This is a genomic window from Pseudomonas fluorescens, from assembly GCF_000730425.1.
GTDB lineage: Bacteria > Pseudomonadota > Gammaproteobacteria > Pseudomonadales > Pseudomonadaceae > Aquipseudomonas > Aquipseudomonas fluorescens_X.
Genome location: NZ_CP008896.1, coordinates 3,429,082 through 3,453,697, shown reverse-complemented (window position 1 = coordinate 3,453,697; position 24,616 = coordinate 3,429,082). Strand labels below are relative to the sequence as shown.

The following is a 24,616-nucleotide window of genomic DNA, read 5'->3' as shown; positions in this document are numbered from 1 at the left end:
GCCTTACTCGATCTGCGCAAAACGCTCAATGAACGGTTGTTCACGGTGCTCTGCTTGCCAAAGATCGTAGGTACTTTGCATCGACAGCCATAACCGCGCTTTGCTGATGCCTGCCCGCTCCAGCCTCACGGCAAGGTCCGGGCTGACTGGCGCGTGACCATGCAGGATCCTGGAGAATGTTTCCCTGGCAAAGCCAAGCCGCCGGGCCATTTCGGTAATGGTGATGCCCAAGCTGGGCATCACATCCTCAAGCAGGATTTCGCCGGGATGTGGTGGGTTGTGCATACCCATGTAGTGTCCCTGTTCAATGGTAGTCAAGGTAATCAACCAGTTCGACGTGATCATCCAGCATACGAAAAATGATGCGCCAGTTACCGCTGATGCTGACGGAACAGTAGCCGAGCAGATCGCCTTTGAGCCGATGAAAGCGCCATCCCGGGAGATTGCGCTATCCAGAATCAGCAGCACACGACGCAAGCGTTTCGCGTGACCCACGTTGATGCCTTTGGTTGATCCTGTTTCATAAAAACGCTGGAGGCCCTTGTGTTTCCAACTGACGATCATGAATGGATTGTGATGTGATGCATCACGCTCTGCAATGGCCTTGTATCGGCTTCCAGGGTCAGATTCATAATGTTCTGCTGGTGAGATGATTCAAATCCCAAAGGCTAGTGAGGCGATATCCGAGCAACAACCCTAAAAGTTTGTAGGAATGATTGGTGGGGACGCGGTCCTCAGATTTTTCCCGCACGTTTTCGCGCCGCCCAGCGCGGCGTACTCCTGGCCATCCAACAAATGAACGAACTGGGCCAACTGCTGATCGAGCGCGCGCTGGAGCAGATATCGCCTGCGGCCGCTGGGTAAAGTGTGATCAGTCCCCAAAAGGGACCGTCCGTTCCCTTTTGGGGACTGATGGCTGCTCGGGTAAAGCCCCACGTAAACCCGCCGATAACCCAAGCAGTCTTTCGGTGGAAGCAACAACACAATGTGGCTATTTGACGTATTTGCCTGGCTGTACACCCTCACCCCGTTTACCGGTGCCCTGCTGTTGTGGTTCCTCGTGCTGGTGGTTACGGCCGGCGTGACGATGAAATACCCGACAAGGCGCGGCAAGCTTGCGGGCTTCGGGATTTCGTCGGTGGGCGCGGTGCTTATCCTGGGGTATCTGGAAGTCCTCACGCTCAGTGCCACGGGTAAAGAACTCAAAGGGGTGGTGATCAATCTGGTGGTCATGAGCCTGGGCGGTCTGGGCTCGGGCTTGCTCGCGGTGGCCATTTCCGAAGGACCGAGCAAGGCCGAAATCGAACAGACCCGCACCAGTATCCGGACCTGGGGCCTGACGGTCTTTGAATACCTGTTCGTGTTTGTTCTCGTGTGCTCACTCGTCTTGTCTGCGATCTGCCTGCCGTTGTGGTTCTTGGGCTGGCCTAAGGTGCCGGTGCATGCCGTGTTGGGGCTGTTGTTGGCTTTCCTCGGCGCGGCGTTGGGCTGTGTGATGGTCTTCCAGCTGCGTCGGTTGATGAAGTGGGAACAGCTGGGCGTGGGGCTGTTGTTTGGGCTGTTGCTGTTACTGCTGCCCGTGTATGCGCAGGCAGTGTGGGCGCTGGTGAACTGGAGCCTGGCGGCGGTGCTGGGGTTCCATCTTGTGGCGGGCATCGCCATGGGCTGGACCGTGTGGCGTAACCGCCTGGCATGGCAACGCGCGCCCCTGTAGGAGCCGGCTTGCCGGCGATAGCGGTAGCGCAGCCAACGATGCATCAACGGTTCGGCCGCCATCGCTGGCAAGCCAGCTCCTGCCTGACCGTTACTCCAACCGTAACATTCCACCCCCCAGCTTGATTGATGCCCCCCCGATTCACTCCTATGGTGAGCCCCACGACAGCGAACCCGTGGAGCGATCATGACAACAACCCTAACCCCCGACTCGCGCTGGACGCGGCGGCGCGATGAGAAACAGCGGCGCCTCGGGCTGGTCCAGGCGTTTGCCAATGGGGCCGTGCTGCCCAGTGACAGGATCGTCGAGGCCCTGCAAGCCCTGATCCTGCCCGGCGACCGTGTGGTGCTGGAAGGCAATAACCAGAAGCAGGCCGACTTCCTCTCGCGCTCCCTGGCCAAGGCCGACCCGGCCGTACTGCACGACTTGCACATGATCATGCCCAGCGTCGGGCGCTCCGAGCACCTGGACCTGTTTGAAAAGGGCATCGCGCGCAAGCTCGACTTTTCCTTCGCCGGCACCCAGTCCCTGCGCATCAGCCAGCTCCTCGAAGACGGCCTGCTGGAAGTCGGCGCGATCCATACCTACATCGAGCTCTATGCGCGGCTGGTCGTAGACCTGATTCCCAACGTGGTGCTGTCTGCCGGCTTCATGGCCGACCGCGCCGGCAACATCTACACCGGCCCCAGTACCGAAGACACCCCGGCGCTGATCGAACCGGCGGCCTTCAGCGACGGTATCGTCATCGTGCAGGTCAACCAATTGGTGGATGGCGTCAGCGACTTGCCCCGGGTGGACATCCCGGCCAGTTGGGTGGATTTCGTGGTGGTGGCCGACAAGCCGTTCTATATCGAACCGCTGTTCACCCGCGACCCCCGGCACATCAAGCCGGTGCATGTGCTGATGGCGATGATGGCGATCCGTGGCATCTACGAAAAACACAATGTGCAGTCGCTCAACCATGGCATAGGTTTCAACACCGCCGCCATTGAACTGATCCTGCCGACCTACGGCGAATCCCTGGGCCTTAAAGGCAAGATCTGCCGCAACTGGACCCTCAACCCGCACCCCACGCTGATCCCCGCCATCGAAAGCGGCTGGGTCCAGAGCGTGCATTGCTTCGGCACCGAACTGGGCATGGAGCACTACATTGCTGCGCGCCCGGATGTGTTCTTCACCGGTCGCGACGGCTCGCTGCGCTCCAACCGGATGTTCTGCCAACTGGCGGGCCAATACGCAGTGGACCTGTTTATCGGTGCCACCTTGCAGGTGGATGGCGATGGTCATTCCTCCACCGTGACCCGGGGCCGGCTAGCCGGGTTTGGTGGCGCGCCGAACATGGGCCACGACCCGCGCGGGCGCCGCCACGGCACCCCGGCCTGGCTCGATATGCGCCACGGCGATGCCCCCGAAGCCCTGCTGGAGCGCGGCAAAAAGCTGGTGGTGCAGATGGTCGAGACCTTCCAGGAGGGCGGCAAACCGACCTTCGTCGAAACCCTCGACGCGGTGGACGTAGCGCGCAAAAGCGGCATGCCCCTGGCGCCGATCATGATCTACGGCGATGACGTGACCCACTTGCTCACCGAAGAAGGTATCGCCTACCTGTACAAGGCCCGCTCCCTGGAAGAGCGCCAGGCGATGATCGCCGCGGTGGCCGGCGTGACCGCCATCGGCCTGCGCCACAACCCCAAGGACACCGCGCGCATGCGCCGCGAGGGCCTGATCGCCTTGCCCGAAGACCTCGGCATCCGCCGCACCGATGCCACCCGCGAGCTGCTGGCGGCCAAAAGCGTGGCCGACCTGGTGGACTGGTCCGGTGGCCTGTACAACCCGCCCGCCAAGTTCAGGAGCTGGTAAATGCACGCACTCAAATTGCACACACTGACCCTGGCCGAGCGACTGGCAGACCTGGCGGTCGACGCGCTGATCGATGAAGCGGACCTGTCGCCCAAGCCGGCGCTGGTGGATCGGCGCGGCAATGGCGCCCACCGCGATCTGCACCTGGGCCTGATGCATGCCTCGGCGCTGGCCCTGTGGCCGGCGTTCAAGGCGATGGCCGAAGCGGCAATTGCACTGGGCGAGATCGGCCTGCCGTTACGCGAGGCCCTCGGTCGTATCGGCCGGGAAGGCGAACAGGCGATGCTCGCCACCACCCGGGGCGTGAACACTCACCGTGGCGCGATCTGGGCCCTCGGCCTGCTGGTGGCCGCCGCCGCGCTGGCGCCTGCCTCGCGCACGGCCAATGGGCTGACCCTGCGCGCCGCGCGGCTGGCCCTGCTCAATGACCGTTATGCGCCGCAACCATTGAGCCATGGCGCGCAAGTCGCACAGCGCTATGGCGTGCGTGGCGCCCGGGAAGAAGCGCAGTTGGGCTTCCCCTCGGTGCTGCAACGGGGCCTGCCGCAGCTGCACGCAAGCCGTTTGCAACAACATGGCGAACAGAACGCGCGCCTCGATGCACTGCTGGCGATCATGACGCAGTTGGCCGATACCTGCGTGCTGTACCGCGCCGGCACCGAGGGCCTGCAGGCCATGCAACTGGGGGCCCAGGCCGTGCTGGACGCGGGCGGCAGCGCAAGCCTGGCCGGGCGGCGGCGCCTCAACGAACTGGACCAGCAGTTGCTGGCGCTCAACGCCTCCCCCGGTGGCGCCGCCGACCTGTTGGCCGCCTGCCTGTTTATCGACCGTATCGAGTCTTGCGACGGAGTGTTTTGATGGAAAACCTATCCTTTGAATTCCCCGCCGGGCAGCCGCCCAAAGGCCGTGCGCTGGTGGGGTGCGTCGGTTCCGGCGACCTTGAAGTGCTGCTGGAGCCGGGCACGGCGGGCACCCTGAGTATCCAGGTGCAAACCTCGGTCAATGGCGCCGAGCAACGCTGGCAACACCTGTTCCAGAGGATCTTCCAGGAACAGACCCCGCCGGCCTTGAACATTCAGATCCACGACTTTGGTGCCACCCCAGGCGTAGTGCGCTTGCGCCTGGAGCAAGGTTTCGAGGAGCTTGGCCATGACTGATTTACGCAACCGGCACAGCTTTGTCGAACTCGGCGCCTGCCAGCGGGCCAAGGCGTTGCTGGATGCCGGCAGCTACCGGGAACTGATTGACCCGTTCCAGCGCGTGATGTCGCCGTGGTTGAGCCGCCAGGGCGTGGTGCCGCAGTCCGACGATGGCGTGGTGATCGCCAAGGGCACGCTCGATGGCCTGCCGCTGGTGATCGCCGCCATCGAAGGTAACTTCCAGGGCGGCAGCCTGGGCGAAGTGGGCGGCGCAAAAATTGCCGGGGCCCTGGAACTGGCCGCCGAGGACAACCGCCACGGCGTCCCGACGCGTGCGGTGCTGCTGCTGGAAACCGGCGGCGTACGCTTGCAGGAAGCCAACCTTGGGCTGGCGGCGATTGCCGATATCCACGCCGCGATTGTCGACCTGCGTCAATACCAGCCGGTGATCGGCGTGGTGGCCGGCAGCGTTGGCTGCTTTGGCGGTATGTCCATCGCGGCGGGCCTGTGCAGCTACCTGCTGGTGACCCGCGAAGCGCGCCTGGGCCTGAACGGCCCGCAAGTGATCGAACAGGAAGCCGGCCTTGAAGAATACGACTCCCGCGACCGACCGTTTATCTGGAGCCTGACCGGCGGCGAGCAGCGTTTCAACAGTGGTTTGGCCGACCGTTATGTGGCGGACGATGTGGCGCAGATCCGACAGCAGATCAGTGAACTGCTGCAACAAGGCCTGCCGGTAACGCAACGCAGCCGCCAGGCCGACCACTACCTGGCGCGCCTGGCTGCGCTGGATGCCGAGCCCCAGATCGAGCCGGCCACGGTTCGCAACCTGTATCAGGGAGAACGCCCATGAGAGGCTTGCAGTGGTTCAACGCATTGAGCGCCGGCGCGGTGCCGCTGACGGGGTTACCGGCGTCGCTGAAAGTCGCCGATGGCGTGCTCGGCGGGCAGGCCGTGCGCTTTATCGCAGTCGTGCCGGATGCCGCCAACCGCTTCCCACGCGCGCGTCATGGTGAAGTCGGTTTGCTGGAAGGCTGGGGCTTGGCCAAGGCGGTGGATCAGGCCATCGCCAGCGGCGATCAACGCCCGATAGTTGCCATAGTCGACGTGCCGAGCCAGGCCTATGGCCGCCGCGAAGAAGCGCTGGGGATTCATCAAGCCCTGGCGGCGGCGGCGGACAGTTATGCCCGTGCGCGCCTGGCCGGGCATCCGGTGATCGGGCTGCTGGTGGGCAAGGCCATGTCCGGGGCGTTTCTCGCCCATGGCTACCAGGCCAATCGCCTGATTGCCCTGCGTGACCCTGGGGTAATGGTGCACGCCATGGGCAAGGCCTCGGCGGCGCGGGTGACCCTGCGCAGCGTCGAAGAACTGGAAACCCTGGCCGCCAGCGTGCCGCCCATGGCCTATGACATCGACAGCTATGCCAGCCTCGGCTTGCTCTGGGAAACCCTGGCGGTCAGCCAGATCGAACAACCGTCGGCCGACGATCTGGTGCGGGTCAGGGATTGTCTGGTACGGGCGATCCAGGAGGTGCAAGACAGCGGCGTGCGGGATTTGCGGGGGCGCCTGGGCGCCGCCAACCGTGCTGCCTCCAGCCATGTACGCCGGTTGCTGCGGGAGCAATGGTGAACGCCCACGACTTGCTCTGGGGCATGATCCCGGCGCACCTGCCCACTGAGGCACCGGCCTGGGTACTGGAGGCGATCGGTACGGGGCACCCGGTGGTGGTGCGCCGGGCACTGGCCGAACCCGGCTATGTGGCGGTGGGGGTGCGCGGGCGTTTGCGTGAGCAGCGCTTTGCGGCCGTGATGCCCGTGGCGTGCGTGCAACGGCGCGTAACGCCGGAGGCCTTGTGTGGAGTGATCTCGCCCCGGGACTTGCCGGCGTTGCGCGCCCTCGATCAACTGCGGCCGGTACTGGCGCACAAGAGGTGGGGCGTTACCGGCAGCGCGGGTTTCGAGTTGGCCACGGGCATTGAAGCCCTGCATGCCCAGAGCGATCTGGATTTGCTGCTGCGCACTCCCGAGCGTCTTGAGCGCGGCGAGGCCCAGGATCTGCTGGCGATTCTGGATGCGGTGCCGTGTGCCGTGGATCTGCAACTGCAAACGCCGTATGGCGCGGTAGCCTTGCGTGAATGGGCAGGGGGATCGCGGCGGGTGCTGCTCAAAAGCACCGGCGGCGCGCACCTGGTCAGTGACCCATGGCAGGCTGTGGCATGAGCAGCCTCTTGGTGTTCCCTGGGCAGGGCGCCCAGCGCCCGGGCATGCTCCAGCAGTTGCCCGCCAGCCTCCTCGACGAAGCCAGCGAGGCCTTGGCGCAAGAGGTGCGCCAGCTCGATTCGGCGCAAGCCCTGGCCAGTACCCGCGCCGTGCAACTGTGCCTGTTGATCGCAGGCGTGGCCCATGCCCGTCAACTGCAACATGCGCCGGACTATGTGGCCGGCCTGTCCATCGGCGCTTATCCGGCTGCCGTGATCGCGGGGGCCCTGGCGTTTGCCGACGCACTGCGGCTGGTCAGCCTGCGCGGTGAGCTGATGCAGCAGGCTTATCCACAGGGCTATGGCATGACGGCGCTGATCGGCTTGGAGTTATCCCGCGTGGAAAGCGTGCTCGCCGAGATCCACAGCGCGCAGACCCCGGTGTACCTGGCCAATATCAATGCTGACAATCAATGCGTGATCGCCGGCAGCGATGCAGCCATGCAATGGGTGGCCAACCGCGTCAAAGGCCAGGGCGTGGCCAAGCGCCTGGCCGTCAGCGTGCCGTCCCACTGCGTACTGCTGGAGCAACCGGCCCGGGTCCTCGCTGAAGCGTTCGCCCAGGTCGCGCTCCAGGCGCCGACCATCACTTACCTGAGCAGCACCCGGGCGCGGCCGATCCGCGATCCTGCGCAGTTGCGCGACGACCTGGCCTTCAACATGTGCCGCGTCGTCGATTGGCGCGGCACCGTGCAAAGCGCCTATGAGCGGGGTGTGCGCCTGCAGATCGAACTGCCGCCGGGTGCGGTGCTGACCGGCCTGTCGCGGCGAGTGTTTGAACAGGGAACCGTGATCGCCTTTGAAGGTGCCCGCCTGGACACCTTGCAGGCCCTGCTGGAACAGGAGGACCGCCATCATCGATAAAGCATGACCTTGGCTTTCGAAGCACAAAAACAACAATTTCGATCAAGCATCAAGAGGACTACCAGCATGATTATTTACGGTGTGGCGTTTCTGGCCTTGTGTACCCTGGCGGGCCTGTTTGTCGGCGAGCTGTTGGGCAAATGGATGGGCATCCCGGCCAACGTCGGCGGAGTGGGGATCGCGATGTTGCTGCTGATCGGCCTGGGCAGTTACCTGGGCAAGCGTGGCCTGTTTACCGGCAAGTCGGAGCAGGGCGTGAGCTTCTGGGCAGCCGTGTATATCCCGATTGTGGTGGCCATGGCTGCCCAGCAAAACGTGTATGGCGCCATCAGTGGCGGCCCTATGGCGATCCTCGCCGGCACCTGCGCGGTGCTGGTGGCGTTTGCCCTGGTGCCGGTGCTGGTACGCATCGGCAACCGTGAGCCGGATGCGGTCGCCACCACCAAGTCGGCAGGGTGAGCGCCATGTACGAGTCCCTGCTGAAAGTCATCACCGGTTACGGCCTGATCAGTGGTTTTGCGGTTATCGGCCTGACCATGTGGGTGTCCTACTGGATCAGCGACACATTCACCAAGGGCCGCCTGCATGGTTCAGCCATCGCGATCCTGCTGGGGTTGGTTTTGTCCTATGTGGGCGGTGCGTTTACGGGGGGCGCCAAGGGCGTGGTGGATATCCCGCTGCTATCGGGCATCGGCCTGCTGGGCGGGGCGATGCTGCGTGACTTTGCCATCGTCGCCACCGCGTTTGGGGTGAGTGTCGATGAGCTCAAGCGTGCTGGATATGTGGGGGTGCTTGCCCTGTTTGTGGGCGTTGGCTCGTCATTTATCGCGGGCGTCGCAGTGGCCATGGCGTTTGGTTACACCGATGCGGTGAGCCTGACCACCATTGGCGCCGGGGCCGTGACCTATATCGTCGGGCCCGTTACCGGGGCGGCGATCGGTGCCAGCTCCGAGGTGATGGCACTGTCCATCGCGGCGGGGTTGATCAAGGCCATTCTGGTGATGGTGATGACCCCGTTCGTGGCACCGCTGATCGGCCTGAACAGCCCGCGTAGCGCGGTGATCTTTGGCGGGCTGATGGGGACTTCCAGCGGTGTGGCGGGCGGGTTGGCAGCGACAGATCCCAAGCTGGTGCCTTATGGCTGCCTGACGGCGGCGTTTTATACGGCGCTGGGGTGTTTGCTGGGGCCTTCGTTGTTGTTCTTGCTGATGCGGGGGTTGGTGGGGTAGTGCGTAGATCGTTGTTGAAAGATAGGGCCTTATCGCAGGCAAGCCAGCTCCCACATTTTGATTTGTGAACACATTCAACGGTGGGAGCTGGCTTGCCTGCGATGGCGGTCTTTCAGACTGCAACCTGTCGGTTGGCATACATCCGGCACTCCGCCAACAACGCCAGCAAATTTGGATCGCGCTCCTTGGCTTTCAAGAACACCACACCAATGTGCTGCTGCAACCGGTAGCGCGCCTGCAAGGGAATCAGCTTCACCCGGTTCTCATACACCGCCGCAATCCTGCCTGGCAGCAATGCATAGCCCACGCCCGAGCTGACCATGCTCAGCAAGGTGAAGATGTCGTTGACCTGCATCGCCACCTTCGGCTCGAACCCCGCCTGCTTGAACACCCGTGCGCCGTCCTGGTGGGTGGCGAAGCCTTGGGTCAGGGTGATGAAGGTGGCGTCGCGCACCTGGGCCAGGTCGATCTCCTGTTCGCGGTCCAAGGGCGAGTCGGCGGGGGTGGCGAGGAAGATGTCATCGGAAAACAGCTGGATCTGCGCGCAGTCCGGCTCGATGGCCTGGTCGTCTAGGGAGATCAGGATTGCGTCGACTTCCATGTTCTTGAGCTTGTACATCAGGTCGACGTTGGAGCCCAGGATCAGGTCGATATTCAGCTCGCTGCGACGGATTTTCAGGCCCATGATCAGTTGCGGCACGGTCTTGACCGTCAGCGAATACAGGGCGCCGAGCTTGAAGCGTTCGGCGCAGAAGCCAGCGGCCTCGCGGGTCAGGCGCACGCTGTCGACCACCTCCTGCACCAGCTTCTGTGCCTGCTCTTCGAGTACGTAGGCGCTTTCCAGCGGGGTGAGGTTGCGCCCTTCGTGCTTGAACAGCGGGCAGCGCAGGGCGTTCTCCAGGGAGTGAATGGCCCGGTGCACGCTGACATTGCTGGTCTGCAACTCGGCGGCGGCGCGGGCCAGGTTGCCGGTGCGCATGAAGGCCAGGAAGATTTCCAACTTCTTGAGGGTGAATTCTTCGTCAATCAACATGGCGGTGGCTCTTGTTCGAATGCGTTCGATTGTGCCCTTAAAGCCTCTGGGCCGTCATAACAGCCTTGCACTATCGCGTTTGGGGCATGAGCCTTGGGGGCCAGTGCAGTCGTTTTTGGAGGTCGGCAACACATGTATCACGGAGAGCGATTCAACGCCTGGAGCCATTTGCTCGGTGCCGTGGCCGCCTTTATCGGCGCGGTGTGGATGCTGGTGGTGGCGAGTATGGACGGCAGTCCGTGGAAGATCGTCAGCGTGGCAATCTATGGGTTTACGCTGCTGGTGCTGTACAGCGCCTCGACGGTTTATCACAGCGTGCGCGGTCGCAAGAAGGCGATCATGCAGAAGGTCGACCACTTTTCGATCTACCTGCTGATCGCCGGCAGCTACACCCCGTTTTGCCTGGTGACTTTGAACGGGCCATGGGGCTGGACGTTGTTTGGGATTGTCTGGGGGCTGGCGGTGATCGGGATCTTGCAGGAGATCAAGCCGCGTTCCGAGGCGCGCATTTTGTCGATTGTGATTTACGCCGTGATGGGCTGGATCGTGCTGGTGGCGGTCAAGCCGTTGATTGCCGCGCTGGGTACGCACGGGTTTATCTGGCTGGCGTCGGGTGGGGTGTTGTACACGGTGGGGATCATCTTTTTTGCCCTGGAGCACCGTTTGCGGCATTCCCACGGGATCTGGCATCTGTTTGTGATCGGCGGCAGCCTGCTGCATTTTGTGGCGATCATGCGCTATGTGCTCTGACGCACCTCTGTAGGCGCCGGCTTAGAGGCGGTCTAACTGTTCCTGGGCACGGTGGGCGAAAATCTCCAGCAGGCTCGCCAGCATATGCGGCGGCGGTTCATCGGCGCGGGTCAGGGCATACAAGGTGATGGGCAGCGGCGGGGCCAGGGGCCGGATGCAGGTGCTCTCGGTGGAGGCGCCCAGCGCGGTGAAAGGGTCGATCACGGCCAGGCCGGCGCCGGATTCCACCATGGCCCGGGCCAGGGAATAGGTCTGCACTGAAATACGCACCCTGGGCGGTGGCTCGACCGCTTCCAGGTAGCTGTCGAGCCGCGCCGACAGCGGGTCGGCACTGGACAGGCCAATCAACGGCGCGCCCGCCAGGGCCATCAGGGGCAAGGGTTTGCCTTGTTCGGTCGCCGGCCAGTATCCCCGTGGCGCCAGGGCGACCAGTACGCCGTGGGCCAGCGCCTGGGCCTTGAGCCCCGGATGGTCCGGCGACTTGAGCGTCAGTGCCACATCCATCTCGCGCATCAACAGGTTCTGCACCAACTCGCGGCTATGAGCGCTGGACAATTCGCAGGCGATGTCCGGGTAGCCTTGGGTCCACTCGCCAATGGCCGGAGGCAACAACGACAAGGCCAGGGCCGGCGTGGCGCCGATGCGCAGGCTTTGGCCGGGCGCGCGCCGCAGGTTCTGGGCCAGGCGCCGCACGCCTTGCAGGCTTTCGCTGACCTTGTCGACTTCCCGCTCCAGGGCCAGGGCTTCCGGGGTGGGCTGCAGCTTGCCGCGTATACGCAGGAACAGCGGGAAACCCAGCTGCAGCTCGGCGTGTTGCAGCACCTTGGTCACCGCCGGCTGCGAGACGTGCAGCAGTTGTGCGGCGGCGCTGACCGAGCCGGTCTGGCGGATGGCCTGGAAGATTTCGATATGACGCAAGCGCATGGCGGGCCCATAACCTTTGTTTATAGGTGGCCCATCTTTATTCATTGTCCGGCGCCTGTCACCTGCCCCTAACCTTGGGCGCTCATTACAACGCTCGGGAATCGACATGGCTCAGCAGGTTTGCATCATAGGCGGTGGGGTCATCGGTCTGGCGAGCGCCTATGCCCTGGTGCGCGCCGGTATGGACGTGACGATAGTCGAAGCCCGGGACAACCTGGGCAGCGAGACCAGTTTTGCCAATGGCGGCCAACTGTCCTATCGCTACGTCGCGCCGCTGGCGGACAAAGGTGTGCCCTTGCAAGCCATTGGCTGGCTGCTGCGCGGCGACTCGCCGTTGAAGCTGCGCCCACGCCTGGACCCGGCGCAATGGCGCTGGATGGCCTCGTTCCTGGGGGCGTGCCGGGCTTCGGTGAACAAGCGCAATGCCAGCCATCTGTTGCGCCTGGCCACCTTGAGCCAGGGCATCTTGCAGCAATGGCGCGAAGAGGACGGGCTGGACGGCTTTGACTGGCAGCGCAATGGCAAGCTGGTGACGTTTCGCAGCCATCACACGTTTGAGCATGCTCGCAATAAGGTGCTCGATCGCCTGCAGCAGCAAGTGTTGTCGGCGGCGGATTGCACGCGACTGGAACCGACCCTGGCGGCGAAGGATTTTGTCGGGGGGATCTACACGCCCAATGAAGAAGTGGCGGACTGTCACGCCTTCTGCCAGCAGCTGGCCGTGCGTCTTGAGGCGTCGGGACGCTGCCGGTTTGTGCTGGGGCGCAGGGTCACGGGTATGCGCCACGCCAACGGCGCGGTGCAGGCGATTGAGTTGGGCAACGAGGTGATGCCGGTGCAGCACCTGGTGCTGGCGGCGGGGGTGCGCAGCCCCGAGTTGGCCTTGCCGGGCGTCGCACTGCCGTTGTACCCGCTCAAGGGTTACAGCCTGAGCGTGCCGATTGGCGAGCGGCATGCCGCCCCGCGCATCAGCATCACCGACTACGACCGCAAGATCGTTTATGCACGGATCGGCGAGCAGTTGCGGGTGGCGGCGATGGTCGACATCGTCGGTTTTGACAGCGGCCTTGAGCCCAAGCGCCTGGCCCTGATCAAGCGCCAGGCGTGTGAGACGTTCCCTTTGGCCGGCGATTACAGCCAGGCCATCGAATGGGCTGGCATGCGCCCGGCAACGCCCAGCGGCGTGCCGCTGATCGGTGCCAGCGCTTACCGCAACCTGTGGCTCAACCTGGGTCATGGGGCCCTGGGTTTCACCCTGGCCTGTGGCAGCGGCCAGGTCTTGGCCGAGCTGATCGGCCAGCACAGAACTTCCATTGACATGCAGGGCCTCGCGCCCCGCGCTGCATAGGGCTGCGCAATGACCATCACCCGGATCAACAGCAATAATCGCCTGTCGGGCGCCGTGGCTTTCCAGGACCTGGTGTTTCTCTCCGGCCAGGTGCCGGGCGAGGGCCTGGATGTCGCCACCCAGACCAAGGAAGTGCTGGCCAAGATTGATACGCTGCTGGCCGAGGCCGGCAGCGACAAGGATCATCTGCTCAACGCGACCATTTACCTGAAGAACATCCAGGAGGGCTTTGCGCCGATGAATGATGCCTGGTCTGCCTGGCTTACGCCCGGCCAGGCACCGACCCGCACCACCCTGCAGGCGGAGCTGGCACGCCCGAGTGTGCTGGTGGAAATCAGCGTCATCGCTGTCCGCCGTCCATAACAAGAAAACCAACGGAGAATAACAATGCAAAAAATCACGTTGATCGGCACTGCACTGGGGCTGTTGTTGACGGCCCAGGCCCAGGCCAATGAAGCGCTGCTGACGGGCACCCTGGCCAAGGTCGCGAATGCCAAGAGCATTACTCTGGGCTATCGCGATGCGTCGGTGCCGTTTTCCTATGTGGGTGACGCTACCGGCAAGCCCATGGGCTATTCGGTGGACCTGGCGAGCAAGATTGTCGAGCGCATCCAACAGAAGACCGGCGTGCCTGCGCTCAACGTGAAGTACAACCTGGTCACCTCGCAGACGCGCATCCCGTTGGTGATCAACGGCACCGTGGACCTTGAGTGCGGCTCCACCGGGGTCACGGCCGAGCGGCAGAAGCAGGTGGCGTTCTCCTACGGTTTTATCTACGTGAAGGGCCAGTTGCTCACGGCCAAAGACAGCGGCATCCAACGCTTCGCTGACCTGCGGGGCAAGAACGTGGTGACCACCGCCGGCACCACCAACGAGCGGTTCCTCAAGAGCTACAACCATGAACACAAGCTCAAGATGTCGGTGATCAGCGCCAAGGACCATGGCGAAGCGTTCCAGATGCTGCAATCGGGCCGGGCCGTGGCGTTCTATATGGATGACGCCTTGCTTTACGGCGAGCGCGCCAAGGCCAAGGACCCGCACAAGTGGGTGGTGGTGGGCGAGGAGCAGTCGCGGGAAATCTACAGCTGCATGGTGCGCAAGGACGACCCGCAGTTCCTGGCGGTGGTCAACGAGACCCTGGGCGAGCTGTACCGCTCGGGGGAAATCAATGGGATCTACCAGCGCTGGTTTGAGCAGCCGATCCCGCCGAAGGGCTTGAACCTGGAATTCCCCATGACCAGCGAGCTGAAGGCGATTATTGCCAAGCCGGTCAGCGATCCGGTGGAATAAACAGGCGAGCACCCGATCAAAACGGTAGGCGCTGGCTTGCCTGCGATGAGGCCCGCAAGTCTTGCGCAGGCCTTGATGCCGCCATCGCAGGCAAGCCAGCGCCTACCGTTTGATTGGGTTTGCAAAGTGGGCTTAGAAGTCGCCCCAGAGTTGTTGAGCGACGGATAGCGCGACGACGGGCGCCGTCTCGGTGCGCAGCACTCGCGGGCCGAGCCGTGCGGCGTGGAAGCCGGCGCCTTGTGCGGTCTGGACTTCGCCATCGGTCAAGCCACCCTCCGGCCCGATCAAAAACGCCAGGCTCGACGGCTTGGCGTGGCTCACCAGCGGTGCCGCCACCGGGTGCAGCACCAACTTCAAATCTGCCTCGACCTGTTTCAACCAATCAGCCAGCAACTGTGGTGGGTGAATCACCGGCACCGTAGAGCGCCCGCATTGCTCACAGGCGCTGATGGCGACCTGGCGCCAGTGCAGCAGGCGTTTGTCGGCACGTTCGTCCTTGAGGCGCACTTCGCAGCGCTCGCTGAAGATCGGCGTAATGGCGTTGACCCCAAGCTCGGTGGCTTTCTGGATCGCCCAATCCATGCGCTCGCCACGGGACAGGCCCTGGCCCAGATGAATGTGCAACGGCGATTCGAGCGGGCCGGCGAAGGCTTCGGTGAGTTGCACCGTCACGCGTTTTTTCCCGACTTCCAGCAGACTGCCGCGAAACTCCTGGCCAGAACCGTCGAACAGTTGCACGGCATCGCCTTCGTTCATACGCAACACGCGGCTGATGTAATGCGCCTGGGCTTCAGGCAACTCGTGGTCGCCGAGGCTCAGCGGGGTATCGGTGAAAAAACGGGACAGTCTCATTTCTGTTCTCTGCAAATAATGTGTGTGTTGCTATGCAGCGGGAGCGACGGTTTTCCTGTAGGAGGGTTAGCCGGGGTCGCGAAAGCCTGGGTGGAAGTCCTTGGGCACGGCCACACTGACTTTGCTATGGGTGGCGATATCAACGCCCTCAGTGGCCACTTCGGCCAGGAAGTCGATCTGCTCCGGGGTAATCACGTAGGGCGGCAGGAAGTACACCACGCTGCCCAGGGGCCGCAGCAGTGCACCACGCTCCAGGGCATGCTCGAACACTTTCAGGCCGCGTCGTTCCTGCCAGGGGTAGGCGGTCTTGGTGGCCTTGTCCTGCACCATCTCGATGGCCAGCACCATGCCGGTCTGGCGCACTTCGGACACATGGGGATGGTCCACCAGGTGGGCGGTGGCCGTAGCCATGCGCTGGGCCAGGGCCTTATTGTTCTCGATGACGTTGTCTTCTTCGAAGATATCCAGGGTCGCCAGGGCCGCCGCACATGCCAGCGGGTTGCCGGTGTAGCTGTGGGAATGCAGGAAGGCACGCAGGGTTGGATAGTCGTCGTAGAAGGCGCTGTACACCTCTTCGGTGGTGACCACGGCGGCCAGTGGCAGATAACCGCCGGTCAGGGCCTTGGACAGGCACAGGAAGTCCGGGCGGATGCCTGCCTGCTCACAGGCGAACAGGCTGCCGGTACGGCCGAAGCCTACGGCGATTTCGTCGTGGATCAGGTGCACGCCATAGCGGTCGCAGGCTTCGCGCAGCAGCTTGAGGTACACCGGGTGGTACATGCGCATGCCACCGGCGCCCTGGATGAGCGGCTCGACGATCACCGCGGCGACGGTTTCGTGGTGGTCTGCCAGGGTCTGCTCCATGGCCTGGAACAGGTTGCGCGAGTGTGCTTCCCAGCTCATGCCCTCGGGGCGCAGGTAGCAGTCCGGGCTCGGCACCTTGATGGTGTCCAGCAGCAGGGCCTTGTAAGTCTCGGTGAACAACGGCACATCGCCTACCGACATTGCGGCGATGGTTTCGCCGTGGTAGCTGTTGGTCAGGGTGACAAAGCGCTTTTTCTTCGGCTGGTCGCGGTTGAGCCAGTAGTGAAAGCTCATCTTCAGCGCGACTTCGATGCACGATGAGCCGTTGTCTGCGTAGAAGCAGCGGGTCAGGCCTTCGGGTGTGATCTTCACCAGGCGCTCGGACAGCTCGATCACCGGCTGGTGGCTGAACCCGGCGAGGATCACGTGCTCCAGCTGGTCCACCTGATCCTTGATGCGTTGGTTGATGCGCGGGTTGGCGTGGCCGAATACGTTGACCCACCAGGAGCTGACGGCATCGAGGTAGCGCTTGCCTTCGAAGTCTTCCAGCCACACGCCTTCGCCGCGCTTGATCGGCACCAGCGGCAGTTGCTGGTGGTCTTTCATCTGGGTGCAGGGATGCCACAGCACCGCGAGGTCGCGTTGCATCCACTGGTTATTCAAGCCCATGTTTTAGTCTCCTCGAAGCGCTGCCGTGAACCGCGCAGGCAAAACAATCGCGCAAGCCTATGCAATGGCGGGCGGTGTCACAACCCATGAACGATGAATTGGTGGTAAATGCAGGACGGTCTGTCACGTTTGTGCTGAATAGTCCTTAATCCCTAGTTAATTTACTGTTCATAGGCTCAAGATCGGATAAATCGATCTTTCAAAGCAAAAATTTCCGCTTTATATCGATAGGTAAAACGCTAGTCTTGGGCACGGCTCTTACGGGATTTGGGGAATGCAACTACGAAACACATCGACCCGCTACGGCTGGGTCAGCATTGTTATTCACTGGAGTGTGGCACTGGTGGTGTTCGGTCTGTTCGCGTTGGGCCTGTGGATGGTCGGTCTTGACTACTACAGCCTGTGGCGCAAAGACGCGCCGGACTTGCACAAAAGCATTGGCATTACGCTGTTTGCGGTGATGCTGCTGCGTATCGTCTGGCGTCTGCTCAGCCCACCGCCGCCACCACTGGCCAGTTATAGCCGCATGACCCGGATTGGCGCGGCGTTTGGCCACGGGTTCCTGTATCTGGGGCTGTTTGCCGTGATGATTGCCGGCTACCTGATTTCCACCGCAGACGGTGTCGGGATCCCGGTGTTTGGTTTGTTTGAAATTCCTGCCGTGGTTTCCGGTCTACCGGACCAGGCAGACGTAGCCGGCCTGGTGCATTTGTACCTGGCCTGGGTGTTGGTGGTCTTCGCCGGCCTGCATGGCATAGTCGCCTTGAAACACCACTTTATAGATCGTGATGTGACCCTGGTTCGTATGCTGGGGCGCAAAGCCTGATGTTCAACCTCGACTCACAAGGAATAGAAAGTATGTTGAAAAAAACTCTCGCCGCTCTGGCAATCGGTTCTGCTCTGCTGTCTGCCGGTTCGGTGATGGCTGCTGACTACGTGATCGACAAGGAAGGCCAGCACGCCTTTGTCGATTTCAAAGTCAGTCACTTGGGCTATAGCTTCATTACCGGTACTTTCAAGGATCTGGACGGCAAGTTCAGCTTCGATGCAGCTAAGCCTGAAGAGGCCAAGATCGAAGTGAATGTGCGCACTGCCAGTGTCTTCAGCAACCATGCCGAGCGCGACAAGCACGTTAACAGCAAGGATTTCCTGGAGTCGGGCAAATTCCCTGATGCCAAGTTTGTCTCCACCAGCGTCAAGCCAACCGGCAAGAATGCTGACGGCAAGCTGACCGCCGATGTGACCGGTGACCTGACGTTCCACGGTGTCACCAAGCCAATCGTGGTCAAGGCGACCTTCCTGGGCGAAGGCAAGGATCCTTGGGGCGGCTACCGTGCCGGCTTTGAAGGCACCACTAGCATCAGCCGTAAAGCGTTCCACGACAAAGGCATGGACGTTGGTCCACAGTCCGACAAAGTTGATCTGTACATCACTTTTGAAGGTGTGAAAGCGAAGTAATGCTTCGCCCGTAGGAGCCAGCCGGCTCGCCGGCGATGAGGCCTTCAAGTTTTGAGATGGCTTCAAGGCCACCATCGCCGGCAAGCCGGCTCCTACAGGTTTGAGGACATAAAAAAACGCCCCGTATCGCAAGATACGGGGCGTTTTTTATGCCTGGAACCTAGCGGTTGCGGGTCAGCAACGCAGGTTTCTCACCACGAGGGCGGCCTGGCAGTTGGTCCAACTGCTCAGGTGTCGGGAAGCGATCGCTTTTCGACTCCTTGTGGATGATCTTCGGCGTCGTGCCGCTGCGCGGGTTCTGCACGGCAGGCTCGGAGGCGCGGGGCTGCTCGTCACGCGCAGGGCGGCGGTTGCGCGACTCTTCGCGACGGGCCTGGCCATCACGTGGAGCGCCGTTACGCGGACCATTGCGCTTGGCCGGTGGGGTGCCCGTGGTGGCGCCGTTGCTGCTGCGCGGACCGTTCTGGCGACCCTGTGGCTGGCCGCCGGTGCGCGGAGCGCCTGCGCCCTGGGCAGGGGCACCAGGGCGACGACCACGGCCCTGGGCCGGTTTGGCCTGGGGCACGTAGTCTACGCGGTTACCGAAGTTATCCACGTCATCGTCGAGGAACTCGTCCGGTGCGCGGTCAGCAGCGGCGCGTGGCGGCTGGCTCGGCTGGCGCTGTTCGCGGGCCGGGGTGCCTTCGCGGGGCTTTTGCTCACGGGCTGGGCGTTCGCCACGGCCGTTGGTCGGCGCCTTGTCCTTGCCGCCCTTGTCCTTGCCTTTGTCGCGACGACCACCGCCACCACCGCCGCCGCCGTTCGGGCCATCGCCCTTCGGACCCCGTGGGTTGCGCGGGTTACGCACGTCCGGACGTTCACGCACTTCCGGCTTTTCGGCTTCCACGGTGCTGGCATCGAAGCCCATCAGGTCGCCGTCGGCGATTTTCTGCTTGGTCATGCGCTCGATGCTTTTCAGCAGTTTTTCTTCATCCGGGGCAACCAGGGAAATGGCCTCGCCCGAACGACCGGCACGGCCAGTACGGCCGATACGGTGCACGTAGTCTTCATCGACGTTTGGCAGCTCGAAGTTGACCACGTGTGGCAGTTGGTCGATATCCAGGCCGCGGGCGGCGATATCGGTGGCGACCAGGATCCGTACGGTGCCGGCCTTGAAGTCGGCCAGGGCCTTGGTCCGTGCGTTCTGGCTCTTGTTGCCGTGGATGGCGACGGCGGTCAGGCCGTGCTTGTCCAGGTACTCGGCCAGGCGGTTGGCGCCGTGCTTGGTGCGGGTGAACACCAGCACCTGTTCCCAGGCGCCGGCGGTGATCAGGTGGGCCAACAGCGAGCGTTTGTGGCTGGCTGGCAGGCGGAACACTCGTTGCTCGATACGCTCGACCGTGGTGTTGGGCGGCGTGACTTCGATGCGCTCCGGGTTGTGCAGCAGCTTGCCGGCCAGGGCGGTGATGTCGTTGGAGAACGTTGCCGAGAACAGCAGGTTCTGACGCTTGGCCGGCAGGCGTGCGAGGACTTTCTTCACGTCATGGACAAAGCCCATGTCGAGCATGCGGTCGGCTTCGTCCAGCACGAGGATTTCCACGTGGGACAAATCGACGCTGCCTTGGCCGCACAGGTCGAGCAGGCGACCCGGGCAGGCGACCAGCACGTCTACCCCGCGGGACATGGCCTGAACCTGTGGGTTCATGCCGACGCCGCCGAAGATGCAGGCGCTGACGAACTTCAGGTCGCGGGCATACAACTTGAAGCTGTCATGCACTTGTGCGGCGAGTTCGCGGGTTGGGGTCAGGACCAGCACGCGCGGTTGGCGCGGGCCGTGACGCTGGGATTTGTCCGGGTGACCGTTGGGGAACAACCGCTCCAGAATCGGGAGGGCGAAACCGCCGGTTTTACCAGTACCTGTCTGAGCCGCGACCATCAGGTCGCGACCTTGCAACACGGCGGGAATGGCCCGCTGTTGCACCGGAGTAGGCTCGGTATAGCCCGCTGCCTCGATGGCGCGGACTAAAGCCTCGGAGAGACCGAGGGAAGCAAAGGACATGAGTAATCCTGTTTGTAGTTAGGGCTTGGCCCAAAGGGATAATCTTGCCGGGCGCGAATGGCGCTTAGAGGAACGCAATCCCGTCCGGTCCTGCTGCGCCTGGCAGGCACTCCAACAGCTCGCGCGGGCTGCAAAGCTGCGCAGTAGCGGGGTTGGATGCCTGTGATACGACCACAGCGGCCGGGCGTAAGCCTGGCGGAAAGGCCGGAGTATAACAGAGCAATCACTGCGCGCTGCTTTCCTGCTGCTCAACGGTGTCGTGAAGCTGTAGCGCCGGGGCTTTTTGCGCACTGGCGCTGGCATATCTTGCCCGCAGGGCTGCATAGGCGGGCTCTTGCTTGAAACGCTTGAGTTCGGCGGCAAAGCGCTGCACCAGCAGGTCCATGCCCGCGCCCCGGCGTACGGCAAGGAATTGCTTCTGGCTGCTGATCACCGGCGCCGCCTGGGTAATCTGGTTTTCCAGGCCTAACTGCTTGAGCACATGCTGGCCGACCCGGCGGTCGGTGATCACAAGATCAATCCGACCACGGGCCAGTTTGCCGAAGTTGGCTTCGTGGCTGGGGGCCGGCTCGCGGGTAAACAGTGTGGAGTCGCTGAACTCGGTGCTGTACAGGTAGCCTGGCGAGGTGCCGATGGTCAGGCCCCGCAGCTCTTGCAGGGTCTTGAAGGGATGTGGGTTTGCGTTGGCGTAGAACATTACAAACTCAACCTGGGATAGCGGTTCGCTGGGGTAAAGCAGCGCTGCGTCCCGTTCGTGGCTGTGAAAAATATCCAGCGCGCCATCGGCCAGGCCCTGGTCGAGCATCGCCAGGCAGCGCTTCCAGGGCAGGAACTGCCATTGCACCTCGATGCCCAGGCGCTGGAACACGATGACAGTGGTCTCGTAGTCGAGCCCGCGCATCTGGCCGTTTTCTTCATAGACGTAAGGTGCCCAGGGCTCGGTGACAATACGCAGTTTCTCGCCGTGGGCGGTCAGGCTCAGGCAAGTGAAAAGAACGGCGGTCAACAGCTGGAGAATGACGGGCATACCCTGAGGTTACGACTGTCTCAGGTTAAAGAGAAGCTCTGGATCGGGGATCTTCAGGTCGCAAACCTGAACTTTTATTGTGCCGCCGAGCCAGGACGAAATCCGGGCTGGCGGTACAGGCGGGCAGCCTCAGCGTGGCAGCTTGAGGTTATTCCAGATTGCCAGGCTCGGGTCAGCCTGGTTCAGGGTGTAGAAGTGCAGCCCTGGCGCGCCACCTTGCAGCAAGGTCTCGCACATCTCACTGATGACTTGCTCGCCGAAGGCCTGGATGCTCTTGACGTCATCGCCATAGGCTTCCAGTTGTTTGCGTACCCAGCGTGGGATCTCTGCACCGCAGGCGTCAGAGAAGCGCGCCAGCTTGCTGTAGTTGGTGATCGGCATGATGCCCGGCACGATCGGGATATTCACACCCAGGGCCTGCACACGCTCGACGAAGTAGAAGTAGCTGTCGGCGTTGAAGAAGTATTGGGTGATTGCACTGTTGGCGCCGGCATTGGCCTTACGGACGAAGTTGTTGAGATCGTCTTCGAAATTACGTGCCTGTGGGTGCATTTCCGGGTAGGCAGCCACTTCGATATGGAAGTGATCAGCGGTTTCTTCACGAATGAAGCTCACCAGGTCATTGGCGTAGCGCAGCTCGCCGCTGGCCATGCCCATGCCCGACGGCAGGTCGCCGCGCAAGGCGACGATACGCTTGATGCCGGCAGCCTTGTATTGGGTCAGCAGGCCGCGCAGGTCATCCTTGCTGTCGCCCACGCACGACAAGTGCGGAGCGGCGGGCACCTTGGCCTCGCTTTCCAGCTGCAATACGGTGTTGATCGTACGGTCACGGGTCGAGCCGCCTGCGCCGTAGGTGCAGGAGAAGAAATCGGGGTTGTAGCTGGCCAACTGCTTGGCAGTCGCCATTAGTTTTTCATGCCCAGCATCGGTCTTGGTCGGGAAGAACTCGAAGCTGTAGCGACGGTCTTGGGACATGGTAATACCCTTGAAAACTCATAAAACCGGAAGACATACACCGTCAATGTGGGAGCGGGCTTGCTCGCGAAAGCGGAGTTTCAGTCAACATACCTGATACTGAAACATCGCTTTCGCGAGCAAGCCCGCTCCCACAGAAGCCTGCCCTCCACATGGAGAGCAGGCAACAGGTCTATCAGTAGCGGTAAGCGTGTGGCTTGAACGGACCTTCGACGGTCACGCCGATGTAGTCGGCCTGGGTCTTGGTCAGTTGCGTCACGACGCCGCCGAAGCCGCGGACCATTTCCAGGGCCACTTCTTCGTCGAGTTTCTTGGGCAGCACTTCCACGGTCAGGCGCTCGGCTTTCTGGGCTGGCGACAGGTCGGCGTATTTCTGGCCGAACAGGAAGATCTGCGCCAGGACCTGGTTGGCGAACGAGCCATCCATGATGCGGCTTGGGTGGCCAGTGGCGTTGCCCAGGTTAACCAGGCGGCCTTCGGCCAGCAGGATCAGGTAGTCATCGTTCTGCGGGTCGAAATCGCCAGCGCCGGTACGGTGAACCTTGTGCACCTGTGGCTTCACTTCTTCCCAGGCCCAGTTTTTGCGCATGAAAGCCGTGTCGATTTCGTTGTCGAAGTGACCGATGTTGCAGACCACGGCGCGTTTTTTCAGGGCCTTGAGCATGTTGGCATCGCACACGTTCACGTTACCGGTGGTGGTCACGATCAGGTCGATCTTGCCCAGCAGGGCCTTGTCGATGCTGGCTTCGGTACCGTCGTTCTGGCCGTCGATGAACGGCGAGACCACTTCGAAACCGTCCATGCAGGCTTGCATGGCGCAGATCGGGTCGACTTCGGAGACCTTGACGATCATGCCTTCCTGGCGCAGGGACTGGGACGAACCCTTGCCCACGTCACCGTAGCCGATCACCAGGGCTTGCTTGCCCGACAGCAGGTGGTCGGTGCCGCGCTTGATGGCATCGTTGAGGCTGTGACGGCAGCCGTATTTGTTGTCGTTCTTGCTCTTGGTCACCGAGTCGTTGACGTTGATGGCCGGGATTTTCAGCTCGCCCTTGGCCAGCATGTCCAGCAGGCGGTGTACGCCGGTGGTGGTTTCTTCGGTCACGCCGTGGACACGGTCCAGGATGGCCGGGTATTTCTTGTGCAGCAGCTCGGTCAGGTCGCCGCCGTCGTCGAGGATCATGTTGGCATCCCAAGGCGCGCCATCCTTGAGGATGGTTTGCTCCAGGCACCACTCGTATTCTTCTTCGGTCTCGCCTTTCCAGGCGAATACCGGGATACCGGCAGCGGCGATGGCCGCAGCGGCCTGGTCCTGGGTCGAGAAAATATTGCAGGACGACCAACGCACTTCGGCACCCAGGGCAACCAGGGTTTCGATCAGCACGGCAGTCTGGATGGTCATGTGGATGCAGCCGAGGATCTTGGCACCCTTGAGCGGCTGTTCAGCGGCGTACTTGCGGCGCAGGCCCATCAGGGCAGGCATTTCGGATTCGGCGATAAAGGTTTCGCGACGGCCCCAGGCAGCGAGGGACATGTCGGCGACTTTGTAGTCGGTAAAACCTGCAGGCGTGATTACAGCGCTCATGTAGAGCCTCCATTCGTAGTGTGCGAATGGGCGCCGTTGTGCGTTTGGTATCCGGCCAGGACAACCCGGCTGGGCAACGCCCCATCCGAGCCTGACAGGCCTGGGCCTGCTGCAGCGCCCCTCGGACAGGTGGCGGGAGAACGGTATCAATCACAGATGACCGTTTTGAAACGGTGGCGATTATAGCCGCCTGCGCCCGACTTCCCAAGCCTTTATGTCAGGCTCATGAAGATCGCTCATGGCGGTGATAGGCAATGGCTCATAGAGCTTGGGCCGGCGCTCTGCCATGATGTCGCCCATCATTCGGCAAGACGCTCTGGAGTGAATATGAACTTCCACACCCGCAAATGGGTAAAACCCGAAGACCTCAACCCCAACGGCACCCTGTTCGGTGGCAGCCTGCTGCGCTGGATCGACGAAGAGGCTGCGATCTACGCCATCGTTCAACTGGGCAACCAGCGGGTGGTGACCAAGTACATCTCCGAGATCAATTTTGTCAGTGCTTCACGCCAGGGCGACATCATCGAACTGGGCATCACCGCCACCGAGTTTGGCCGCACCTCCATTACCCTGACCTGTGAAGTGCGCAACAAGATCACGCGCAAGAGCATCCTCACTGTAGAAAAAATGGTCTTCGTCAACCTCGGCGAAGACGGCCTGCCGGCACCCCATGGCCGTACCGAGATCAAGTACGTGAAAGATCAGTTCCAGGACGACAACCTCTCCGAATAACTGCGCTCTGGCCTGGTTTGCTTTACCAGGTTTTTCCGCAGGGATCTTTCCCAGGCTTTCTCAGCACTCAG

The 24,616-nt window shown here is 62.3% G+C and carries 26 protein-coding genes, 2 pseudogenes and 1 riboswitch; of the genes and pseudogenes, 18 read left to right on the top strand and 10 right to left on the bottom strand.

All coding sequences use genetic code 11. The features are described from left to right. Positions 1–3 precede the first annotated feature (3 nt). Together HZ99_RS15455 and HZ99_RS27875 are read right to left on the bottom strand one after the other, a co-directional pair. Positions 4–291 carry a HigA family addiction module antitoxin gene (locus tag HZ99_RS15455; protein WP_181883268.1) on the bottom strand — a complete coding sequence of 96 codons (288 nt, stop codon included), beginning with the start codon at positions 289–291 and terminating at the stop codon, positions 4–6. A 13-nt stretch (positions 292–304) separates the two neighbouring features. Continuing rightward, a pseudogene (locus tag HZ99_RS27875) lies at positions 305–564 on the bottom strand (type II toxin-antitoxin system RelE/ParE family toxin). Between the two features lie 198 nt (positions 565–762). Here HZ99_RS27875 and HZ99_RS29625 point away from each other — a divergent pair. The 11 genes and pseudogenes from HZ99_RS29625 to madM form a co-directional block, all read left to right on the top strand. Then, positions 763–864, top strand: a pseudogene (locus HZ99_RS29625) (DUF6124 family protein); the annotation flags it as partial. A 121-nt stretch (positions 865–985) separates the two neighbouring features. Continuing rightward, on the top strand, positions 986–1,714 hold the full coding sequence (locus HZ99_RS15445; protein ID WP_038444111.1) for a hypothetical protein: 729 nt from the start codon (positions 986–988) through the stop codon (positions 1,712–1,714). A 186-nt stretch (positions 1,715–1,900) separates the two neighbouring features. Further along, on the top strand, positions 1,901–3,571 hold the full coding sequence (mdcA, locus tag HZ99_RS15440; RefSeq protein WP_038444110.1) for a malonate decarboxylase subunit alpha: 1,671 nt from the start codon (positions 1,901–1,903) through the stop codon (positions 3,569–3,571). Next, positions 3,572–4,429: a triphosphoribosyl-dephospho-CoA synthase gene (locus HZ99_RS15435; protein ID WP_038444109.1), complete on the top strand. Its 858-nt coding sequence runs from the start codon at positions 3,572–3,574 to the stop codon at positions 4,427–4,429. After that, entirely contained in the window at positions 4,429–4,728 is a 300-nt protein-coding gene (locus tag HZ99_RS15430) for a malonate decarboxylase subunit delta (RefSeq protein ID WP_038444107.1), read from the top strand. The genes HZ99_RS15435 and HZ99_RS15430 overlap by 1 nt, the downstream gene beginning before the upstream one ends. After that, on the top strand, positions 4,721–5,563 hold the full coding sequence (locus HZ99_RS15425) for a biotin-independent malonate decarboxylase subunit beta (protein WP_038444105.1): 843 nt from the start codon (positions 4,721–4,723) through the stop codon (positions 5,561–5,563). Before HZ99_RS15430 ends, HZ99_RS15425 begins: the two co-directional genes overlap by 8 nt. Continuing rightward, the gene (gene mdcE, locus HZ99_RS15420) at positions 5,560–6,339 is read left to right on the top strand and encodes a biotin-independent malonate decarboxylase subunit gamma (RefSeq protein ID WP_038444103.1); all 780 of its coding nucleotides are present in this window, start codon (positions 5,560–5,562) and stop codon (positions 6,337–6,339) included. The genes HZ99_RS15425 and mdcE overlap by 4 nt, the downstream gene beginning before the upstream one ends. Further along, entirely contained in the window at positions 6,333–6,929 is a 597-nt protein-coding gene (locus HZ99_RS15415) for a malonate decarboxylase holo-ACP synthase (protein ID WP_038444101.1), read from the top strand. The genes mdcE and HZ99_RS15415 overlap by 7 nt, the downstream gene beginning before the upstream one ends. Beyond that, complete coding sequence (gene mdcH, locus HZ99_RS15410; protein ID WP_038444099.1) at positions 6,926–7,831, top strand: malonate decarboxylase subunit epsilon; 906 nt, start codon at positions 6,926–6,928, stop codon at positions 7,829–7,831. The genes HZ99_RS15415 and mdcH overlap by 4 nt, the downstream gene beginning before the upstream one ends. 66 nt (positions 7,832–7,897) lie before the next feature. After that, entirely contained in the window at positions 7,898–8,290 is a 393-nt protein-coding gene (madL, locus tag HZ99_RS15405; protein ID WP_038444097.1) for a malonate transporter subunit MadL, read from the top strand. A gap of 5 nt (positions 8,291–8,295) precedes the next feature. After that, positions 8,296–9,060 carry a malonate transporter subunit MadM gene (madM, locus tag HZ99_RS15400; protein WP_038444096.1) on the top strand — a complete coding sequence of 255 codons (765 nt, stop codon included), beginning with the start codon at positions 8,296–8,298 and terminating at the stop codon, positions 9,058–9,060. Between the two features lie 112 nt (positions 9,061–9,172). Here madM and HZ99_RS15395 read toward each other — a convergent pair whose 3' ends face one another. Further along, a complete protein-coding gene (locus tag HZ99_RS15395) occupies positions 9,173–10,093 on the bottom strand; it encodes a LysR substrate-binding domain-containing protein (RefSeq protein WP_038444095.1) in 921 nt (306 codons plus the stop codon). 132 nt (positions 10,094–10,225) lie between these two features. Between HZ99_RS15395 and trhA the strand changes: the two genes are divergently transcribed. Then, positions 10,226–10,843: a PAQR family membrane homeostasis protein TrhA gene (gene trhA, locus HZ99_RS15390; RefSeq protein WP_038444093.1), complete on the top strand. Its 618-nt coding sequence runs from the start codon at positions 10,226–10,228 to the stop codon at positions 10,841–10,843. Between the two features lie 21 nt (positions 10,844–10,864). On the opposite strand, the gene HZ99_RS15385 is transcribed toward trhA, so the two are convergent. After that, on the bottom strand, positions 10,865–11,767 hold the full coding sequence (locus tag HZ99_RS15385) for a LysR family transcriptional regulator (RefSeq protein ID WP_038444092.1): 903 nt from the start codon (positions 11,765–11,767) through the stop codon (positions 10,865–10,867). Between the two features lie 106 nt (positions 11,768–11,873). Here HZ99_RS15385 and HZ99_RS15380 point away from each other — a divergent pair, with 106 nt between their 5' ends. From HZ99_RS15380 to HZ99_RS15370, 3 genes are read left to right on the top strand one after another with little or no spacing between them, the layout of a single operon-like run. Beyond that, positions 11,874–13,115: a D-amino acid dehydrogenase gene (locus HZ99_RS15380; RefSeq protein ID WP_038444090.1), complete on the top strand. Its 1,242-nt coding sequence runs from the start codon at positions 11,874–11,876 to the stop codon at positions 13,113–13,115. A gap of 9 nt (positions 13,116–13,124) precedes the next feature. Continuing rightward, a complete protein-coding gene (locus HZ99_RS15375; RefSeq protein ID WP_038444088.1) occupies positions 13,125–13,478 on the top strand; it encodes a RidA family protein in 354 nt (117 codons plus the stop codon). Positions 13,479–13,502: 24 nt separating this feature from the next. Then, the gene (locus tag HZ99_RS15370) at positions 13,503–14,405 is read left to right on the top strand and encodes a transporter substrate-binding domain-containing protein (protein ID WP_038444086.1); all 903 of its coding nucleotides are present in this window, start codon (positions 13,503–13,505) and stop codon (positions 14,403–14,405) included. A gap of 132 nt (positions 14,406–14,537) precedes the next feature. Here HZ99_RS15370 and HZ99_RS15365 read toward each other — a convergent pair whose 3' ends face one another. Both HZ99_RS15365 and HZ99_RS15360 read right to left on the bottom strand, forming a co-directional pair. Next, positions 14,538–15,257 carry a 16S rRNA (uracil(1498)-N(3))-methyltransferase gene (locus HZ99_RS15365; RefSeq protein ID WP_038444085.1) on the bottom strand — a complete coding sequence of 240 codons (720 nt, stop codon included), beginning with the start codon at positions 15,255–15,257 and terminating at the stop codon, positions 14,538–14,540. Between the two features lie 66 nt (positions 15,258–15,323). Then, positions 15,324–16,730 (bottom strand): adenosylmethionine--8-amino-7-oxononanoate transaminase, encoded by a 1,407-nt coding sequence (locus tag HZ99_RS15360; protein ID WP_038444084.1) that lies wholly within the window; start codon positions 16,728–16,730, stop codon positions 15,324–15,326. Between the two features lie 274 nt (positions 16,731–17,004). On the opposite strand from HZ99_RS15360, the gene HZ99_RS15355 reads away from it, so the two are divergent. Together HZ99_RS15355 and HZ99_RS15350 are read left to right on the top strand one after the other, a co-directional pair. Then, the gene (locus HZ99_RS15355) at positions 17,005–17,556 is read left to right on the top strand and encodes a cytochrome b (RefSeq protein WP_038444083.1); all 552 of its coding nucleotides are present in this window, start codon (positions 17,005–17,007) and stop codon (positions 17,554–17,556) included. Positions 17,557–17,588: 32 nt separating this feature from the next. Then, entirely contained in the window at positions 17,589–18,188 is a 600-nt protein-coding gene (locus HZ99_RS15350) for a YceI family protein (RefSeq protein WP_038444081.1), read from the top strand. Positions 18,189–18,348: 160 nt separating this feature from the next. Here HZ99_RS15350 and HZ99_RS15345 read toward each other — a convergent pair whose 3' ends face one another. The 4 genes from HZ99_RS15345 to ahcY all read right to left on the bottom strand — a co-directional run bounded on the left by HZ99_RS15345 (position 18,349) and on the right by ahcY (position 23,813). Next, a complete protein-coding gene (locus HZ99_RS15345) occupies positions 18,349–20,226 on the bottom strand; it encodes a DEAD/DEAH box helicase (protein ID WP_038444080.1) in 1,878 nt (625 codons plus the stop codon). Between the two features lie 223 nt (positions 20,227–20,449). Next, positions 20,450–21,253 carry a substrate-binding periplasmic protein gene (locus HZ99_RS15340; RefSeq protein WP_038444079.1) on the bottom strand — a complete coding sequence of 268 codons (804 nt, stop codon included), beginning with the start codon at positions 21,251–21,253 and terminating at the stop codon, positions 20,450–20,452. Positions 21,254–21,382: 129 nt separating this feature from the next. Beyond that, positions 21,383–22,228, bottom strand: coding sequence for a methylenetetrahydrofolate reductase [NAD(P)H] (gene metF, locus HZ99_RS15335; RefSeq protein WP_038444077.1), 846 nt, complete (start codon positions 22,226–22,228; stop codon positions 21,383–21,385). A 175-nt stretch (positions 22,229–22,403) separates the two neighbouring features. Beyond that, on the bottom strand, positions 22,404–23,813 hold the full coding sequence (ahcY, locus tag HZ99_RS15330) for an adenosylhomocysteinase (protein WP_038444076.1): 1,410 nt from the start codon (positions 23,811–23,813) through the stop codon (positions 22,404–22,406). Between the two features lie 21 nt (positions 23,814–23,834). Next, positions 23,835–23,942: riboswitch (S-adenosyl-L-homocysteine riboswitch) on the bottom strand. Between the two features lie 198 nt (positions 23,943–24,140). On the opposite strand from ahcY, the gene HZ99_RS15325 reads away from it, so the two are divergent. After that, a complete protein-coding gene (locus HZ99_RS15325; protein ID WP_038444074.1) occupies positions 24,141–24,545 on the top strand; it encodes an acyl-CoA thioesterase in 405 nt (134 codons plus the stop codon). The last annotated feature ends 71 nt before the right edge of the window (positions 24,546–24,616 follow it).